The 18005-nt window shown below is 75.4% G+C and carries 17 protein-coding genes; 3 read left to right on the top strand and 14 right to left on the bottom strand.

Going from position 1 to position 18005, the window contains the following annotated elements; all coding sequences use genetic code 11:
- The first annotated feature begins 50 nt into the window (after nt 1-50).
- Both AB5J87_RS33090 and AB5J87_RS33085 read left to right on the top strand, forming a co-directional pair.
- Complete coding sequence (locus AB5J87_RS33090) at nt 51-389, top strand: PadR family transcriptional regulator (RefSeq protein ID WP_369382231.1); 339 nt, start codon at nt 51-53, stop codon at nt 387-389.
- A complete protein-coding gene (locus tag AB5J87_RS33085; protein WP_369382228.1) occupies nt 386-1276 on the top strand; it encodes a hypothetical protein in 891 nt (296 codons plus the stop codon). Before AB5J87_RS33090 ends, AB5J87_RS33085 begins: the two co-directional genes overlap by 4 nt.
- A gap of 105 nt (nt 1277-1381) precedes the next feature.
- Here AB5J87_RS33085 and AB5J87_RS33080 read toward each other — a convergent pair whose 3' ends face one another.
- From AB5J87_RS33080 to AB5J87_RS33030, 11 genes are all read right to left on the bottom strand, one after another.
- Entirely contained in the window at nt 1382-2158 is a 777-nt protein-coding gene (locus tag AB5J87_RS33080) for a class I SAM-dependent methyltransferase (protein ID WP_369382226.1), read from the bottom strand.
- Nucleotides 2159-2323: 165 nt separating this feature from the next.
- On the bottom strand, nt 2324-3973 hold the full coding sequence (locus AB5J87_RS33075) for a carboxylesterase/lipase family protein (RefSeq protein ID WP_369382224.1): 1650 nt from the start codon (nt 3971-3973) through the stop codon (nt 2324-2326).
- Between the two features lie 79 nt (nt 3974-4052).
- The gene (locus tag AB5J87_RS33070) at nt 4053-6074 is read right to left on the bottom strand and encodes an ATP-binding protein (protein WP_369382221.1); all 2022 of its coding nucleotides are present in this window, start codon (nt 6072-6074) and stop codon (nt 4053-4055) included.
- A 14-nt stretch (nt 6075-6088) separates the two neighbouring features.
- The gene (locus AB5J87_RS33065) at nt 6089-6763 is read right to left on the bottom strand and encodes a response regulator (RefSeq protein WP_369382219.1); all 675 of its coding nucleotides are present in this window, start codon (nt 6761-6763) and stop codon (nt 6089-6091) included.
- Between the two features lie 87 nt (nt 6764-6850).
- Nucleotides 6851-7774: a VOC family protein gene (locus AB5J87_RS33060; protein WP_369382216.1), complete on the bottom strand. Its 924-nt coding sequence runs from the start codon at nt 7772-7774 to the stop codon at nt 6851-6853.
- 45 nt (nt 7775-7819) lie between these two features.
- On the bottom strand, nt 7820-9376 hold the full coding sequence (locus AB5J87_RS33055) for an FAD-dependent oxidoreductase (RefSeq protein ID WP_369382214.1): 1557 nt from the start codon (nt 9374-9376) through the stop codon (nt 7820-7822).
- Entirely contained in the window at nt 9373-9951 is a 579-nt protein-coding gene (locus tag AB5J87_RS33050) for a VOC family protein (RefSeq protein ID WP_369382212.1), read from the bottom strand. Before AB5J87_RS33050 ends, AB5J87_RS33055 begins: the two co-directional genes overlap by 4 nt.
- On the bottom strand, nt 9948-10343 hold the full coding sequence (locus tag AB5J87_RS33045; RefSeq protein WP_369382211.1) for a hypothetical protein: 396 nt from the start codon (nt 10341-10343) through the stop codon (nt 9948-9950). Before AB5J87_RS33045 ends, AB5J87_RS33050 begins: the two co-directional genes overlap by 4 nt.
- Nucleotides 10340-11068 (bottom strand): cupin domain-containing protein, encoded by a 729-nt coding sequence (locus AB5J87_RS33040; protein ID WP_369382208.1) that lies wholly within the window; start codon nt 11066-11068, stop codon nt 10340-10342. The genes AB5J87_RS33045 and AB5J87_RS33040 overlap by 4 nt, the downstream gene beginning before the upstream one ends.
- Nucleotides 11061-12275: a sedoheptulose 7-phosphate cyclase gene (locus AB5J87_RS33035; RefSeq protein WP_369382205.1), complete on the bottom strand. Its 1215-nt coding sequence runs from the start codon at nt 12273-12275 to the stop codon at nt 11061-11063. The genes AB5J87_RS33040 and AB5J87_RS33035 overlap by 8 nt, the downstream gene beginning before the upstream one ends.
- Nucleotides 12272-13474, bottom strand: a complete 1203-nt coding sequence (locus AB5J87_RS33030) for a hypothetical protein (RefSeq protein ID WP_369382202.1) — start codon at nt 13472-13474, stop codon at nt 12272-12274. The genes AB5J87_RS33035 and AB5J87_RS33030 overlap by 4 nt, the downstream gene beginning before the upstream one ends.
- Nucleotides 13475-13811: 337 nt before the next feature.
- Between AB5J87_RS33030 and AB5J87_RS33025 the strand changes: the two genes are divergently transcribed.
- Complete coding sequence (locus tag AB5J87_RS33025) at nt 13812-15044, top strand: MFS transporter (protein ID WP_369382200.1); 1233 nt, start codon at nt 13812-13814, stop codon at nt 15042-15044.
- Between the two features lie 15 nt (nt 15045-15059).
- Here AB5J87_RS33025 and AB5J87_RS33020 read toward each other — a convergent pair whose 3' ends face one another.
- From AB5J87_RS33020 to AB5J87_RS33010, 3 genes are read right to left on the bottom strand one after another with little or no spacing between them, the layout of a single operon-like run.
- Nucleotides 15060-16280 carry an ABC transporter permease gene (locus tag AB5J87_RS33020; RefSeq protein WP_369382198.1) on the bottom strand — a complete coding sequence of 407 codons (1221 nt, stop codon included), beginning with the start codon at nt 16278-16280 and terminating at the stop codon, nt 15060-15062.
- Nucleotides 16277-17017, bottom strand: a complete 741-nt coding sequence (locus AB5J87_RS33015) for an ABC transporter ATP-binding protein (protein WP_369382196.1) — start codon at nt 17015-17017, stop codon at nt 16277-16279. The genes AB5J87_RS33020 and AB5J87_RS33015 overlap by 4 nt, the downstream gene beginning before the upstream one ends.
- Nucleotides 17014-17976 (bottom strand): peptidoglycan-binding protein, encoded by a 963-nt coding sequence (locus AB5J87_RS33010; protein ID WP_369383744.1) that lies wholly within the window; start codon nt 17974-17976, stop codon nt 17014-17016. The genes AB5J87_RS33015 and AB5J87_RS33010 overlap by 4 nt, the downstream gene beginning before the upstream one ends.
- Between the last annotated feature and the right edge of the window lie 29 nt (nt 17977-18005).

The following is an 18005-nucleotide window of genomic DNA, read 5'->3' as shown; positions in this document are numbered from 1 at the left end:
CGGCCGGGTCACTCGGAGTCATATGCCGGTGAAAGAACTATGATGGCCGGATGACCGATCGCGCCATGCAGGAACCCACCCTGCTCCTTCTGACCGCCCTGGCGGACGAACCCCGGCACGGCTACGCCATCGCGCGCGAAGTGGAGAAGATCTCCGACGGGCGGGTCAAGATGCGCACCGGCACGCTCTACGGCGCCCTCGACCGGCTGCTCCAGCAGGGCCTGATCGAGGTGCACCAGGAAGAGATCGTGGACAGCCGGCTGCGCCGCAGCTACACGCTGACCGCCGCCGGACGGCAGAGCCTGGCGGCCGAGGCGCGGCGGATCGCCGCCACCGCGCGCGAGGCCACCCGCCGCCTGGGCGCGCACGGCGGGACGGCCCCCGCGTGACCTCCTGGCTGCTGCGGCTGTATCCGGCGGACTTCCGCCACGAGTTCGGCGCGGAGATGACCGAGGCGTACCGCGAGGCGACCGAGGGCGCGGGCCCGTACACGCGGCTGCGCGAGGCGGCGGACATCGCGGCCCACGCTTCGCGGCTGCGGCTGCGCCTCGGCTCGGCGCACCGGGGCGGGCGCCTGTTCGCGGCCACGGCGCCGTTCGCCCTCGCCGCCACCGCCGCGTACGCGTCGTTCAACGTCGTCGGCACCCTCGCCGACTGGTACGGCAGCCAGAACCCCGACTTCATGGTGCCGCTGAGCTACCTCACCACCGGCTGCTATCTGCTGGCCCTGATGGGGGCGGTGGCCGCGCTCTGCGGGCGGTTCGCCTCCGGGGCGCGGTGTGCGCTGCTGGGCATGGCGGGGGCCACGACCGCCTTCCTCGGGGTGATGCTGTCGGGCCCGCGGCCCCTGCCCGCGATCGCCTGGCCCTATCTGCTGGTCCCGGTCGCGATCGCCGCCCTGCCACTGGCCTGCCCGCCGGACCTGCGCCCGCCGCCCCGCGTCCGCACCGCCACCGGAACCGTGGCGCTGATGCTCTGGGTGCCGCTGTGCGCCGGCATCCTGGCGCTGCTCGACCCGGGCGCGCCGGGCCTGCTGCTGCCCTGGCGCTTCGGCACGCCGCTGCTCACGCTCGCCCTGGTCCACCGCTCGGCGTGGTCGGGCATCCGCACGCCCGGCCGGCTCGTTCTCGCCGCCCTGTCGTTCCTGGGGATGGGCCTGTGCGCCGGGACCGTGGACCAGGACACCCTGCTCCCCCTGACCGCCACCCTCGCCGTCGCCGCCGTGGCGCTGCGGCTGCGCCGCCGCGGCGACTCGGGCACGGCGAGCTCCGCCTGAGCGCCCGCCGCCGCGCACCGGCCGCTCCTCCCCGTACGGAAGTCGTACGGGGAGGAGCGGCCGGTGCGCCGACGCGCGGACCGTGGCGCTCGAAGCGCGGGCCCTTCAGCCCGCGCTGACGCGGATCTTCGACTGGCCGTGGCCGAGCTTCTCCCAGTCGTCCATGAAGCGCGCGGTCAGCCCGTGCCGCGCGGCCAGGGCGATCAGGGTCTCCGTGCGGTAGTAGAAGTCCTCGCGCAGCACCTGGTGTTCGGTGCCGGTGGTGCGGTCGAAGGTGAAGTCGAAGAAGCCTCCGGGGGCGAGCACCCGGCCCACGTGGGCGAGGCACTCGTCGATCACGTGCAGCGGCGAGTGCGAGAAGACGCTGTGGGCGTGCACGACGTCGAAGTGTCCGTCGGGCAGGAAGTCCAGGGTCAGGTTCCGCGTGATGGTCAGGTGCGGCACCTTGCTCTGCAGCCCCTGGGAGGTGAGCGTCTCCTTGGCGGCGATCAGGATGTCGGGCGATATGTCGATGCCGTAGTAGTGGCCCTCGTCGAGGTAGTCGATGAAGCGCCAGCCCGCCCGCAGGTTGCCGCAGCCGATGTCGAGCATGCGGGCGCCGGGCCCCAGGCCGTGGCCGAGCAGGTAGTCGAACTGCATCTGCCCGAGCGCCAGCCAGCGGTCGTGCGTCTGGCTGCCGACGGCGGCCTCCGGGTTGCGGCGGGTGTCGGAGGCCATGACGGCCCGGTAGTAGGCCACGTGGTCGGGGTGCTTGAACGACAGCCAGCGGTCGCGTGCGGCCCGCTTCAGATACGGCGCGATGCGGTGCGGACTGGCCGCCGCGTAACGGACCTTGTGCACGAGGCTCGCGCGGTTGGCTACGAGGTTCTTCTTACTGGCCAAGGCAGACTCCAGCCGCTCGGGTGGCTCCGGTTGCGTGACGGGGCGGCGCCCTCGCGCGCGCGGGGGGACGCGGACGCGGCGGGAGCCGCCCCTCACGGCACCACTATATGACGGTCGCCGACCTATACCGACGAGCGGCCCATCAAAGGGCCCGGTACCAGCGGCTCAGGGCCCCTCGGGGACCGACCGGCTCGCCCCGAAGCCCGCGGCCAGGAGCGGGCCCTGGGAGGTGGGGCGGGCCACGGTGGCCCAGAACGGGCACTGGTGGCCGCTGTCGTAGTCCGTACGGGGTGCGACCGCGTCGGGGGCCAGGGAGAGCGGAACGTACGGGTCCGCCTGCGTGGGCGGCCAGTCGGCGGGGTCCCCGGTCGCCGCGAACCGCGACCACAGGCCGGTCATGGTCTGCGACAGCCGCGTCTGGGCGGGGTCGAGCCGGACCTCGCCCGCGGCCAGGTAGTCGAAGAGGTAGGGGATCTCCGAGCCGTGGTAGGCGCCCAGCGGGAAGCCGCTCGGCGCGGGGTAGAGGACGGGCGCGGAGCGGTCGGCGAACTCGTACGCGAAGACGCGGCCCGGTGTGGCGGCGGCCAGTTGGCGCGCCGCCTCCTGGGTCGGGCAGGAGACGAGGTAGTCGCCGAAGGCGGTGGCGAAGGCCCGGCGGTGGTCGTTGCCGAACCGGGAGGCCGGATACTGCGCGGCGACCCGCAGGCCGTCCCGCTTGAAGAGGGTGGAGAGGAGGATCGGATAGGTGACGGCGTTCAGCCGCACCCCGGCCGACTCGACGATCAGCGTGCCGATCGTGCCCTCGTCCAGCGCGCTGCCGACCAGGACCGGGACCCGGGCGTGCGCCCCCGCCGCGATGGCCTGTCCGGGCGGCACCGGCAGCACCGGCGTACCCGAGACCGGCCACCACGGGGACGCGCCGCTGACCTTGACCTTGAGCAGCTCCGCGGCCGGCTTGCCGCGCAGACACGCCACGACCTCGGCCGCGTCGCCCCGGCAGCCCGCGCCCCGCGCGAAGGACGTGCCGGTGGAGGCGGCCTCCGCGGCCGGCCGGGCGGCCACCCCGCACGGGGCGCTCTGGATGACGGCCCGGGCGAACAGACCGCGCGAGCCGGGCGCGGCCAGATGGCCGCAGACGCTGAGACCGCCCGCGGACTGACCGGCCGCGGTGACGTTCGCGGGGTCGCCGCCGAACGCCGCCGCGTTGGCCCGGATCCAGCGGAGCACGGCCTGCTGGTCCAGCAGGCCGTAGTCCCCCGACCCGGAGCCCGGGGCCTCGGCGGTGAGCCCGGGGTGGGCGAGGAAGCCGAAGGCGCCCAGCCGGTAGTTGGCGGTGATCACGACCAGGCCGCCCGCGCGGGCCAGCCGGGACGCGTCGTAGTGGGCGGCGGTGCCGGAGACGAAGGAGCCGCCGTGGAACCACACCAGGACCGGTTTGCCGGCGCTGTCGCCGGGCGGGGTGAAGACGTTCAGGTAGAGGCAGTCCTCGTTGGTGACCTCGGCCGTGCCGAGCACCGGCCGGGCCTGCTGGGCACACGCGCCGGCGAAGTGCCCGGCGTCGCGCACGGCGGTCCACGGGGTCACCGGGCCGGGTGGCCGCCAGCGCAGCTGCCCCACCGGCGGCGCGGCGAACGGGATCCCGAGGAAGGAGCGTCCGCGGTCGGTGAGCACACCGCGCACCGGCCCCGCGTCCGTGGTGACGACGGCCGGGTCCCCGCTCCCGCGCGCACCCGCCCGGGCCGGGAGGGCGGCGGAGGCGAGCAGGGTGACGAGTGCGAGGAGCACGGGGGCGAGCAGGCGGCGTGTGATGGCCATGAGGAGCATCTACCCGGGCGCCGCGGCCCCGACGGTCCACATCACCCGAACGGGCCAGCGCCCGGCGGCCGTTCGCGCCTCACCCCGGGAACGGGCCCGCCACCGGCGGGAACACCGCCCGCACCACCGTGCCGCCGTCGGGGCCGCACTCCAGGGTGAACCGGCCGCCGAGTTCGGCCGCCCGCTCCCGCATGGAGCGGATGCCCACCCCCTCGCCGGTGGTGTGCTCCGGCGCGCCGAGCCCGTCGTCGCTGATCTCGACCGCCACCTCGTCGGGCGCCACCCGCACGCTCAGCACGGCCGCGCCGGCCCCGGAGTGCCGCACCACGTTGTTCAGCGCCTCGCCGCCGATGAGGTACACCGCCACCTCCACGGCCGCCGGGAGTCCCGGCAGGGGGTCGGGGGCGAAGCGCACGTCGACCGCGAGGCGCTGGCCGAACCGGTCCGCGAGCTGGCGCAGCGCACCGCCGAGGCCGTTGCGGTCGAGGGCGGCCGGGGCGAGTCCGGCGGCGATGCGGCGCAGTTCCGCGATGGCCTCCCCGATGCCCTCGGAGGCGGTCTCCAGCGGCCGGGCGGCCCGGGAGCCGTCCGGTACGGCGTAGCGGGCGGTGTCGATCTGGAGGCGGGCGCCCGACAGCGCGGGGCCCAGGCTGTCGTGCAGGTCGTGGCGGAGCGTGCGGCGGGCCTCCTCCCGGCTCACCACCAGGCGTTCGCGGGCCGCCCGCAGGTCCTCGTAGAGGCGCGCGGAGGCGAGCGCGGGGGACGCCTGGTCGGCGAGGGAGCGCAGCACCTCCTGGTCCTGGCGGTCCAGCGCCCGCTGCCCCGCCCTCGGCGTGACCCGCAGCCGGCCCACCGCATGGCCCTCGTAGGTGAGCGGGAAGGCATAGGCGTCCAAGACCGGCTCCCCGGCGGCGGCCAGGGTGCGCGGGCCGCCGCGGGTGTCGACGACGACCTCGGCCCCGGGCAGGTTCAGGGTGGTCACCACCGTGTCGCACAGCAGCCGGGGGGCCTGGGCGGGCGCGGCGGCCCGGCTGAGCCGTTTCGAGAGCGCGCGCACCACGTGGTACGGGCGGGCGCGGTCGCCGTAGTAGACGCGGTCCACCACGCGTGCGGCCAGCCGGGCGGCGGGGTAGAGCAGCGCCCCGAAGGCGAGGCCCACGGCGCCCGACACCAGGGCCTGGGTGCTCAGCCCGCCGGGCAGGGAGCGCAGGGCCAGCAGCGAGACGAGGGTGTACACGGCGATCAGCGCGGCGGTGAGCAGCAGCGAGGCGAGCAACTTGCGGGTGGCGCGGTCCAGTTGGGCGGAGCGGTCGCGGCTGATGGCGTAGATCGCGCAGAACGGCCACAGGAACGCCACGGCGTACGCGTACGACCACAGGGCGCCCGAGGGCGGGGCGAGCCGGTCGACGTAGAGGAACACCAGCCACAGCACGTACGGCAGCACCGGGATGATCTGCCGCCGGTCGGGGGCCCGCCACCAGCGCACGGCCAGCACCGTGAGCCCGGTCACCAGGAAGGCGGTGGTGAGGGCCACGACGGGGAGGTGGCCGAGCAGGGCCGTCCGCACCCGCTGCCAGGCGCCGCCGCCCAGCGGGTCGGGCAGGGTGTAGGTGCGCGCGGGGTCGGTGTACGCCTGCAGCAGGCTCCAGACGGCGACGAGCACCAGATAGGGCCGCCACACCCGGTGGCGCGGGAGTTCCCCGCCGGGCAGGTACAGCGGCAGTACGTAGAAGGTGAAGGCGCCCAGTGCGTACGAGAGCCTGGCGAGGACGGTCAGGGTGGCGCCCGCGCCGTGCGGCGCGTCGAGGACCACGGCGGCGATGAGGCCCGCCTCCGCCAGCACGTTGACCGCCCCGGTCGCGACCAGGAGGGGGCCCAGCACGCTCCGGGGGCGATGGGCCGTCATGAAGGCGCCCAGCAGGACGACTCCGGTGGCGGCCACGACCGGGACGCCGCGCGGCACGATGAACGGCGTCAGACGGGTGTCGTCCAGATGGGCCAGCGCCAGGACGGCCCAGGTCACGGCGGAGGCGAGGGTCAGCCCGTACGCGGCGAAGGCCAGGGCGGAGCGCCCGCCCCGTACGGATCCCGCCTCGTCCATCGGAGCGCGCTCCTTCAGTCCTCGTCCCCCAGGCCCGCGTCCCGCGCCCTGGCCACGGCCTCGGCGCGGGTGGTCACCTGGAGCTTGTCGAAGATGTGCGTGACGTGGTTGCGGACCGTCTTCTCGGACAGCACCAGTTGCCGGGCGACGCGCCGGTTGTCCAGCCCGCGCGCGATGAGCTCCAGCACCTCCGCCTCGCGGGAGGTGAGCGCCGGGAACAGCTGCTCGGCGTCGTGGCGGCGCCCCTCGGTCAGCAGGGCGGTGAGCCGCTCCGCGGTCCCGGGGCCGAAGACCGCGCCCCCGGCGGCCACCGTGCGGACCGCGTGCAGCACCTCTCCCGCGCCCGCGCCCTTGACCAGATAGCCGCGGGCACCGGCCTGGAGCGCGGCCAGCAGGCTCCCGTCGTCGTCGGACATGGTCAGCATCAGGACCGGCAGGCCGGGGTGGAGCGAGGCGAGCTGCCGGGTCACGTCGATGCCGGAGGCGTCGGGGAGGGCCAGGTCCATGACGACGACGTCGGGGACGCGGTGGGCCACGGCCTCCAGCGCCTCGGCGGCGGTGGCGGCCTCGGCGACGACGTCGGTCGCGCCGGTGCTCTCCAGCGCGGCCTTGAGACCGCTGCGGAAGAGCGGGTGGTCGTCGACGATCAGGACACGGGGCACGGCGGCGTCCTCGTCTTCTTGGCTCACAGGGCGACGTTAACGGCCGCCCGGGACGATCTCGCGTTTTGTTGCTCGCTCCGGCGCCGTCGGCACGGCGCCGGGGCGGGGCGGCCGTCAGGCCCGGTGGGTGCCGGTCATCAGCGCCGCCATGTCCTCCGGCGCGATCCACGAGGGCGGGGGCGGCTGCCCCCAGCTGAAGAAGCTCTCGTTGACGTCGAAGACCTCCGGGTCCCACAGCTGGTCGTCGACGATGCAGTCCATGTCGGAGTAGTACTCCGTGAAGTTGCCCGCCGGGTCCTTGAGGTACCAGAAGAAGTTCGAGCCGATGAAGTGGCGGCCGAAGCCCCAGATGTGGCGCTCGGGATGGTCCTCCAGCATGGCCATCGCGCCGCGCCCGATGTCGTCCACGTCGTCGACCTGCCAGGACGTGTGGTGCAGGAACGGGACGGGGGCCCGCAGGACCAGGATGTTGTGGTGGTCGGTGGTGCAGCGCAGGAACGAGCCCGCCTCGCCCAGTGAGTCGCTCACCTTGAAGCCGAGGCCGTCGGCGAAGAAGGCCGCGGTCCGGTGCGGGTCGGGGGTGCCGAGGACGGCGTGCCCCAGTTTGCTGGGCCGGACGCGTTCGCCGCGCGTGACTCCGGGCGCCCGGCCGCCGGTGCGCTCGGTGCGGCCGGGTCCGTTGTACGGGGTCGGGGGCGTCGGCGGGGGCGTGGGGCGCGGTTCGAGCTGGAGCACGGCGCGGGCCCCGGTGACGGGGTCGGCCGCGCTCAGGCTCGGACCCGGCCCGGGCAGCGCGGGGATGCCCATGCGGGCCAGGCGCGCGGCGGCGGCGGCCAGGTCGTCGGGGTCGTCGACGCCGACGCGCATCTCGACCAGCCGCCGGGTCGGCGCCCGCACGATGCGGAGCTGGCGGCCCCCGTCGCGGGTGGCGAACCAGCCGTCGCCGTCCGCCCGCAGGCCGAGTTCGCTGTAGTACGGGGCCGTCGCGGCGGGGTCGGGCACGCCGATGGTGACGGAGGACAGGCGGTGCAGTGACATGGTTTCTCTTCCTCGCTGTTTCGTGGGGTCGGCGGGGGTTTCGGGTCAGGGCAGGAGGGCGCCCCGCCGGGCCGTGCGCAGGGCCTGCGCGGCGATGGTGAGGGTCGGGTTGACGGCGGCCGAGGAGGGGAAGAAACCGCCGTCGACGACGAACAGGTTGGCCACCTCGTGGCTGCGGCAGTACGGGTCGAGGACCGAGCGGGCGGGGTCGTGGCCGGCGACGGTCGTCCCGCACTGGTGGCCGGTGTGCTCGACGCCCATGCGGTGGGTCAGGACCAGCGGGTAGCCGGCCCGGCGCATCATGCGGGCCCCTTGCCGCACCAACTGCCGGTGGGCGCGGGCGTTGACCGGGTGCCAGTCGAGGGTGACTCCGCCGCCGGGGCCGAGCAGCACCCGGTTCTCCGGGCGGGGCAGGTCCTCCGAGATGAGCCACCAGTCGACGCTGTGCGCCGCGAGCGCGCCCAGGATCCGGCCCGGCACGCGCGGATGGGCGCCCGCCATGGCCGCCGGGTACACCTTGCCCATCAGCTGGAGGTTGCCCAGCGGGTGGGGGGTGTGCGCGCCCGCCCGGTAGAAGTCGTTGACGGCGAGGGTCTTCTGGAAGACGGCGGGGTTGCGCCGCCTCGGGTCGACGGCCATCAGCACGCTGTTGTGGTGCAGCATCAGGTTGCGTCCCACCTGGCCGCTGCCGTTGGCCAGCCCGTCGGGGTGGCTGCCGCAGGCCGAACGGAGCAGCAGGGCCGCGGAGTTGACGGCCCCGCAGGACACCACGACCGTACCGGCGGTGAGGGTGACGCGGTGGCCGTTGCGGACGGCCTCGACGGCCGTGACGCGGCGCCCGGACCGGTCGGTGCGCAGCCGCGAGACGTAGGTGTGGGTGAGCAGCCGCACCGAGGGGGTGCGCAGGGCGGGGCGCAGGGCGCGGGTCTCCGCGTCGCTCTTGGCGCCGAGGCGGCACGGGAAGCCGTCGCAGGTGCCGCAGCGCACACAGGATCCGTCCTCGGCGAGGTCGACGCCCAGCTCCAGCGGATGGGGGTGGAGCCCCTGGTCGCGCAGGCGCTGGTCGAGTTCGGCGATGCGGGCGGAGTGGGCGACGGGCGGATGGGGGTAGGGGCCCGAGCGGGCTGGCTCGGTCGGGTCGTGCCCGTCCTGGCCGTGCACCCGGTACAGCCGCTCGGCCTCGGCGTAGTACGGCTCCAGTTCGGCGTAGTCGAAGGGCCAGGACGGGGAGGTGCCGTCCAGGTGGTCGACGGCGTCGAAGTCGCTCTCGCGCAGCCGGGGCAGGCTCGCCCCGTACACCTTGGTGGTGCCGCCGACGTAGTAGTGGGCGGCGGGGGTGAAGGGGGTGCCGTCGGTGGTGTGCCAGGTCTCGGCGTTGCGGTAGCGGCCGTCGCCGAAGACGGCCTGCGGCGACCAGTTGGCGCCCTCGCGCGGCAGGAAGCCGCCTCGTTCGACGACCAGGACGCGTGCGCCGGTGTCCGCGAGCGCCCACGCGGTGGTCGCTCCCCCGGCGCCGGAGCCGATCACGAGGACGTCGGCGTCGTAGTGGGCGGCGTCGGCGCGGACGACGGGCGGGGTGCCCGGTCCCCAGATGCCGGTCATCTCCCTCTCCCTTCCCGCGGGTTGGGCGGCTGGTAGAGGCGTACGTCGGTGTGGTCCTGGTAGGGCAGGTGGTCCGGGGCGTGGACGAGTTCGATGTGCAGGCCCCAGGGAGTGGTGAAGTACACCCACCGGGTGCCGCGGATGGGCCCCTCCCCGACCCGCTGCGGCTCACCGAGCATCCGTACGCCGGGGGTCGCGGTGAGATGGCGGACGCTCGCGTCGAAGTCGTCGGTCCACAGGGCGAGGTGGTGTCCGCCCCAGTCGCTGTTGCCGGGCATCCGCCGCCGCCGGCCGGGGCCGGTGTACGCGAAGAGTTCGAGGTTGAGGGTGGGGCCCAGGCGCAGCATGGCGATGTGCGCGGTGGCCCGCGGGTGGACGCCGAGCTGGCGGTGCATCCAGTCGCTGCCGGGGGTGGCGATCGGCCCGGTGCGGTACGCGGTTTCGGCGCCCAGCACCTCGGTGAAGAAGTCGACCGCCTCGTCGAGGTCGGGCACGGTGAAGGCGATGTGGTGCACGGCGCTCACGCCCGGCGGGCGCGGCCGTCCGGTGGCGGGGGTGGCGGCGGGGCTGGTCATGGCCGTTCCTTGGTGGTGTCGGGGGTGCGGGGCGGGAGGTGGCGGGTGACGGCGGGCGGTGTGACGGTGAGACAGAGCAGTTCGGCGCCGTCCGGTCCGGCCCGCAGCAGCACGTCCTGCCCCGTGCGGGCCAGGACCAGGTCGCCGGTGGCCAGCGCGGTGGCCCGCGCACCGGTGCGGTGCAGGGCGAGGGGGCCGCGCAGGACGTACCAGGCCGCTTCGGTGCCTCCGCGGCCGACCAGGTCGTAGTGGGTGTGGGGCGCCAGGCCGACCACGTCGACGGCTTCGCACTCGCTGTGCAGCATGCCGCGCCGGGCCAGCGTGCGGATGCGGATGGACTCCTGGCCGCCGTGGTGCAGCGTGGTGGGACGGCGGCTCGCGTTGACGATCACGGGTGCTCCTCTCCGGGCACGTCCAGGACGGCGTGGAAGTATTCGAGGCCGTCGCCGCCGGCCCGCAGCCGGACGTCGGTGCCCAGGGGCAGGGTCAGCGAGACCCCGGCGCGCAGCGGCACGCTCGTCGTTCCGCTGCGGGCGGTCCCGGCGCCGCCGGTGACGTACACGGTGTGCTCGACGTCGCGGGCGCTGAGCTCCTCGGTCGCGGCGGGGAGCAGCCGGCTCACCCGTACGGTGCGCAGGGGCCCGCCGAGCACGGTGGCGGCGTCCACCGGCCCGTTCTCGTACAGGTCGGGGATGACGGCGTCGGCGCCGCGGGCGGTGCCGGGCGGGGGTCGCATGGCGGTCTCCTTCGTTGGGGTCGACCTGGCCGGAACTTCGACGACCAGCCAGGACAGCGGCTGTGCACCGGTGTTGCGCAGACCGTGGCGGCGGCCCAGCGCGGTGAGGACCGCCGTGCGGGGGCGGACGGGGTACGGGCGGCCGTCGAGGGTGATCTCGCCCTGCCCCTGGAGCACGAAGTACAGCTCCTGGGTGCGGGAGTGCCGGTGCTCCCCGCTGACGCCGCCCGGGGGCAGCCACGCCCACTCGACCGCTTCCCACCGGCCGTGCAGCCCGGTGCGCCGGGCCAGGCACGTCCAGCGGGAGTGGCCGTGGGCGGCGTGCACGCCGTAGACGTCGGCGGGCTCGTCGACGGTGGCGACGACGACTGCCTCACGCATGGCCGCCCTCCTCCGTCTCCGTGTCGTATCCCTTCAACTTCTCGGCCGCGTACACGAGTTCGTCCGGGGTCACGTCGTCGACGAAGACGGCGTCGCCGATGCCGAAGGGCAGCGGCAGCCGCTGGCTTCCGTCGCGGTGGCGGACGGTGTCGGCCAGTGCCTCGCCGAGGACGCCGGGTTCGCACAGGCGGTGCCACAGCGGCAGCGCGAGGCCGCGCATCACGTCGAGGATCCGCCGGCGCTCGACCGGCAGGACCAGGCCGCGCCGTTCGGCGATCACCGTGGTCAGCGCCATGTCCAGGCAGACCGCCTCGCCGTGCAGCAGCTCCGGCAGGGCCCGCATCTCCAGGGTGGGGCTGAACGAGTGGCCGTAGTCGACGACGCGCTCCAGCTCGCTCTCCCACAGGTTGGCGTGCAGTTCCTCCAGCATTCCGTGGACGGCCCGGCCCAGGACCTCCTGCACGAGGAGGCCGAGGCCGCGTCCGCCCTGGAAGCGCCGGTCCACCAGCCGGCCGCCTTCCTTCTCCAGCAGCGCGAACAGTTCGCGGTCCTTGATCAGGGCGATCTTGAGGATCTCGGCCATGCCGTTGCGCAGGTGGCGCGGGCCGAGGGTGGCCAGGAACCTCGGGTCAAGCAGCGTCTGGGCGGCGGGGTGGTAGGTGCCGAGCCGGTTCTTGTGGGGTCCGAAGTTCACCCCGGTCTTGGCGCCGACCCCGGCGTCGACGAGCCCGATCAACGTGGTGGGCACGCGGACGTAGGGGGTGCTGCGGCGGTAGAGGCTGCACGCCAGGCCGACGACGTCCATGAGCACGCCGCCGCCGAGGGCGACGACCGGCTCGCTGCGCCGGGCGATGCCGAACCGGTCCATCGCCTCCGCCACCGAGAAGACCGCGTCCATCGTCTTCAGCTGTTCGTGCGCGGTGAGCACGTGGATCTCGAAGTCCAGTCCGCGCGCGGCGCCGTAGGCGCGCAGCCGGTCGCCGTACAGCCCGTCGACCGTGGTCTCCACGACGAGGAGGCGGCGGGGCGGCGCGGGGCCGTCGTCGGGGACCCCGGCGCCCGCGAGGGCGGGGTTGGCGGGGTCCAGTACGTCGGGGGTGAAGCCCACCTCGTAGCGGACGGGTTTGGCGGTGGTCACGGTCCAGGAGCGGACCGGTTCGCCGGAGGTGGACAGGCGGTGGGCGGAACGGGGGGCCAGGGCGGTCACGGAAGGCTCCTCACGGAAGGTGCGGCCCCGGGCGGGGCCGGTTCGGTGTCTTGGCTCACCACGCTCGGCGTCCCGGCGCCCCGGACGCATGAGGCGCCGGTCCCGACCGGCTCCCGGTCCGGTCCCGGCCGCCCGGGACGGGGCACGGCGGAGCCCGTCGCCCCGCTCGCCGCCAGCCCGGACCGCAGCACGTCCGCGCTGATGGCGGTGAGGGTGCGGCCACCGCGGACGTGGGGGCGGCCCAGGCCGTCCAGGAGCACCATGGCGACGGTGTCCCCGGCCGGGCCGGGGCCGTGCGCGGGGTGCCGCAGGGCCGTCAGGACGTCGTGCGCGGCGACGGGCGGCAGGAGCACGTCGGGAACGCCCCAGCGCCGCACCAGCTCCCGGTGCGCCGCCTCGTCCGCGGCGTCCAGCAGACCCGCGCGGCGCGCGCAGCGGGCGGCTACCAGCAGGCCCTGGGCGACGGCCTCGCCGTAGCGGGGGACGCCGAGCACGCTCAACGCGTCGGCCACCTCGTGCCCGTACCGCAGTGCGCCGCCCGGGCCCTGCTCCAGCGGGTCGTAGTAGGTGAGGGCGGCGCGTACGTCGGCGCACAGCGCGATGAAGGAGGCCAGCGTCTCCGGGGTGTACCGGCCGTCCGGGCGCAGCCGGGCGCACACCTGGTCGTACGCGCCGGGGCACACCGCGAGCACGTTCCCGACCAGCGCGTACAGCCCGGCCCTGACGGCCTCGGGGGTCAGGGTGGCCAGGAGCTCCAGCTGTGCGCGGACCAGGACCGGCCGGCGGCGCGGCCCGGCGGGGCCCACCAGCGACAGGGCGCCGTCCAGGACGGCGGGCAGGGTGGTCGGCAGCAGCAGCGGGCCCCGGCGGGTGTGCGCGGCCGGACCGGCGGCGGCGTCGATCACCCCGGTGCCGCCGAGGGCCACCACCACGTCGTCGGCCGCCGCGACCGCGCCGGGGCCGCACGCCCCCACCACGCGGGTGGGGGCGACCGCGCCGAAGTGGCGCAGCACGCGCTCGACGTGGACCCTCGGGACGCCGCTCCCGCACACGAGCAGGAAGCGGTCGGCCGCGAGGGAGCGCGCGAGACGGGTCAGCTCGGCCCAGGCGCCGGGACCGGCGCGCACCTGGAGCGGGAAGCGGGCGAGACCGGAGCCGATGCTCCGGTCCAGCGCCACGCGGGAACGGGAGGCGTACATGAGGCACCTCGCAGACCGGGCGGGGCCCGGGCGGCGGACGGGCGGGCGCGGGCCCGAGGACGGGCCGACGCCCCTTCACCGTCGGCGCGCCCGGGCCCCGGACGCATGAGGCCCCGGCCCCGTCCCGGCCCCACCACCCGGTCCCGGACCCGCTGCCCGGTCCCGGCCGGGGTGCGCGACGGTGCGCGGGCGGGGATTCACAGACGAGGGTTCGCGGGCGGGGGGGGTACGGACCGGGGCTCGCGGGCGGAGGTTCACGGGCGGGCGCTTGGGCCGTCGTGACCAGCGCCGCGCGGGGCATCCGGACCCGGCCGGGCGTTCCTGGTAGGCAGTCACCGTGAGCAACCACTCCGCCGCGCACCGCGCGGACGACGCCGACCCCCGCGAGCGCCCCGACGGGCGGGCCTGGCCGTACGCCGTGGCCGCCTACGCGTTCGCCGTCGCCATGTGCGGCACGACCCTGCCCACCCCTCTCTACGGCCTGTACCAGCGGGAGTTGGGCTTCTCGTCGCTCACGGTGACCGTGGTCTTCGCCGTGTACGCGGTCGGTGTCATCGTGGCGCTGCTCCTGCTGGGGCAGCTGTCGGACGTCGTGGGCAGGCGCCCGGTGCTGCTGGCCGGGCTGGTGCTGTCGGCGCTCAGCGCGCTGTGCTTCCTCTTCGAGCACGGGCTGCCGTGGCTCTTCGCGGGCCGGGTGCTGTCGGGGCTGTCGGCGGGGCTGTTCACGGGGACGGCGACCGCGGCCGTGGTGGAGCTGGCGCCCCGGCAGCGGGCGGGGTCGGCCACGCTGGTGGCCACCGCCGCCAACATGGGCGGACTCGGCGGCGGCCCGCTGCTCGCCGGACTGATCGCCCGGTTCGCGCCGGACCCCCTCCAGCAGGTGTTCCTGGTGGACCTGGCGCTCGTGGCCCCGGCCGTCGTCGGCGTCCTGCTGATCCCGGAGACGGTGCGGGAGCGCGGCGGCGGCACGCGGCGCCCCCGGCGGCTGCGCGTGCCGCCGTCGGTGAGCCCGGTGTTCGTACCGGCGGCCATGGCGGGCTTCGCCGGGTTCGCGACCCTCGGCCTGTTCACCTCGGTGACGCCGACCTTCCTGCACGAGGTGGTGGGGGTGAGCGACCCGGCGGTGGCGGGCGCCGTGGTCTCCTCGGCCTTCGCCGCGTCGCTCGCCGGTCAGCTGCTGATGAACCGCGTCGGGGTCCACCGGTCCCTGCCGGGCGGGTGCGTGGCGCTGGTGGCGGGCATGGCGCTGATCGCCGCCGCGCTGCTCGCCGCCTCCCTGCCCCTGCTGGTGGCGGGGTCGGTCGCGGCGGGCGGCGGGCAGGGCCTGGCGTTCCGGGCCGGGCTCACCCTGGTGGGCCGGCGCAGCCCGGCCGACCGGCGGGCGGAGATCACCTCGGCGCTCTTCGTGGTGCTGTACGTGGCGATCTCGATCCCCGTGGTCGGCGTGGGCGTCATGGCCGTCACGCTCGGACTGCGCGCGGCGGGGCTGGTCTTCACCGGCTTCGTCGCCCTGCTGGCCGCCGCCACGGCGCTGCTGCTGCGGCTGCGGCCCGTACAGGACGACGGCTGAGCGCCTTCGTACGCCTCACGGCGACTGGAGCGCCACCGTGGGCGGCAGCCGGGCCGCGCGCTGGGCCGGGTAGAGGCCCGCGGCCATCCCGATGACGAGGGTGGCGGCGAGTCCTCCGGCCAGCGACCGGACGGGGACGACGGCGGTCCAGCCCTGGACGGCGGCGAACGCGTGGGTGGCCAGCGCCCCGAGGACCGCCCCGGCCACCCCGCCCAGCGCGGAGAGCAGCAGCGACTCGGTGAGGAACTGCAGCCGCACGGCGTTGCGGGTGGCGCCGATCGCCCGGCGCAGCCCGATCTCCTGACGGCGTTCGAGCACCGAGACGACCATCGTGTTGGCGATGCCGACGCCCCCCACCAGCAGGGCGATGGCCCCGAGCCCCAGCATCAGGGTGGTCAGGCCCTTGTCGGTGGCGGCCTTCGCGGCCAGCGCGTCGGAGGGGCGGGAGACCTTGACCGTGCCCTCGTTGCCGGGGTTGACGGTACGGGCGAGGACGGCGCGCACCTCCTCCACCGAGGCGTCCGTCGAGCGCTCGAAGACGGTGGTGGGGCGCCCGTCGGCGCCGAAGTAGCGCTCCGCCGCCGGGAATCCGACGAGCGCGACCCGGTCGAGGTTGGGCGCGAGTTCGATGGGTGCCAGGATGCCGATGACGACCACGTACCGGTCGTTCATCATGATCTTGGCGCCGGGGGCGGTGATGCCGAGGCGTTCGGCGGCGAGCGCGCCCAGCACGGTGACGGGCAGCCGCTCGCTCGCCGCGTCGAACCATCTGCCCTCCCCCACCCGGGCGTTGAGCGCGCGCAGCAGGTCCGTGCGGACCGCCTGCGCGGTGACGCCCGCGGTGCGCTCCTCGGGGACGACGTCGCTGCGCCGGATGCGGGCGTCGACGTCGGCGGTGGCGGTGGCGTGCCGCACCGGTGCGAGCCGCTCCACCATGGCCACGGTGTTCCTGGGGAACCTGACCTCGTGGCCGAGGCCGTCCTTGCCCGCCTCGGCGGTGAGCAGATTGGTGCCGAGCCGGTCGAGGCGGGCCATCAGGTCGGCCCGGCTGGACGTCGACAGGCCGACGACGGCCACCAGGGTGGCGATGCCGATCGCCACTCCCAGCGAGGAGAGCACCACCCTGGCCCGGCGGGCGCGCAGCCCGACCGCGCCGACGCGGACGACGTCCCCCGCGCGGAGCCGGGCGGGCCGCAGGCGCTCAGCGGGGGCGGGCGGCGGCGGGGCGGCGGTCATGACGCACCCCGCAGGGCCGGGGCGCCGCCGTCGTGGCCTGGGCCGGAGGCGGGCCGGGCGGAGACGTCGGAGACGACCAGGCCGTCGCGGAAGCGGACCCGGCGCGGCAGGGAGGCCGCGATCTCGTTGTCATGGGTGATCACGCAGATGGTCGTGCCGTTCTCGTTGAGCCGGTGGAGCAGTTCCATGACGGTCTGTCCGGAGGCGGTGTCCAGGGCGCCGGTCGGCTCGTCGGCGAGCAGCAGGTCGGGCGCCCCGACCAGGGCGCGGGCGATGGCCACCCGCTGCTTCTCGCCGCCGGACAGCTCGTGCGGACGGTGGTCGAGCCGGTGGCCGAGGCCCACGTCCTCCAGCGCGGTACGGGCCCGGCGCCGCCGCTCCTTGACCGCGACGCCCCCGTACAGCAGGCCGTCGGCGACGCACTCCACGGCGGCGCGTCCGGCGGGCAGGTGGAAGTTCTGGAAGACGAAGCCGATGTGGCGGGCGCGCAGCGCGGAGAGCTGGGCGTCGCCGAGCTCCGCGACGTCGTGCCCGGCGACCCGGACGGTGCCGGAGGTGGGCCGGTCGAGGGTGCCCATGAGGTTGAGCATCGTGGACTTGCCCGATCCGGACGGGCCGACGACGGCGAGCAGTTCGCCCGCCTCCACGGTCAGGTCGACGCCGCGCAGCGCGAACACCCCGCCCGGGTAGGACTTGGTGGCGCCGGTCAGCCGGACGAGGGGGCCGGGGCGGCTCACTGGGCGGCCACCCCGACCTTCATGCCCTGGCGCAGCCCGTCGGCGCTGACCTCGATCCTGCCGTCGGCCGTCATGCCGGTGGTGACCGGCACGACGGTGCTGGTGTCGCCGCTGACGACCTGGAGGCCGTAGCCGCCGTTCGCGCCGCGCAGCGGGACGACCGCCTCGACCGGCACCGCGAGGACGCCCTTGCGGCTCTCGCTGACGAACCTGACGCTCACCGTCGCCCTGCTCTCCTCGTCCCGCACCGCCCGCGCGCCGCTGTCGAGGGTGACCTCGACGGTGATCCCGGCGTTGCCCGGGCCGGAGCCCGCCTCGGAGCCCTGTTCGGCGACGGTCCCGGTGACCTTGCCCGGCTCGGTGCGCCCGTCCGGCAGGGTGATCTCGACCCGGCCGCCCTGGACGGCCAGCGCGGTGTCCCCCTGGTCGAGCCGGGCGCGTACGACGGGCTTGGTGGAGGCGACGGTCAGCACCGGCTTGTCGGGGCCGACCTGGTCGGCGAGGGCCGCGTCGGCGGCGACGACCTTGACCTCGCGGGGCTGGAAGACGACGTCCCCCTTCTCGACCCTGCCGGTCGGTTCGCGCTTGAGGAACTTCTGCCAGCGCTTGACGGCCGCCTCGGTCGCCGAGTCGTAGCGCACGTCCACGTAGAGACCGCCGCCGAAGCCCATGTCCCGCAGATTGCGCTCCAGTTGGAGGACGTCGGTGCCCCGGTCGCCGGGCTTCATCGCGCGGAAGGCGGGCACCTGCCCGTACAGCAGGGTCACGGGCTTGTCGTTGAGTTCGTACAGCGCCTGCCCGCGCCGTACCGTGTGGCCGGGCCGGGCGGCGACGGTGACCGTGCCCTCCACGGCCGCCTTGACGGGACGGCGCTGGGCGAAGTCGAAGCGGCCGTCGACGGTCTTGCTCTGCGCCAGGTCGGTGCGGACGACCTCGGCGGTGGCGGGCGGCTTGGCCATGGGGCCGCGGCCCCCGTCGTCCGCTCCGC

The sequence above is a fragment of the Streptomyces sp. cg36 genome (assembly GCF_041080675.1).
Classification (GTDB): Bacteria; Actinomycetota; Actinomycetes; order Streptomycetales; family Streptomycetaceae; genus Streptomyces.
Note: the sequence above shows the minus strand (reverse complement) of the source record. Positions and strands in the feature narration are given on the sequence as shown.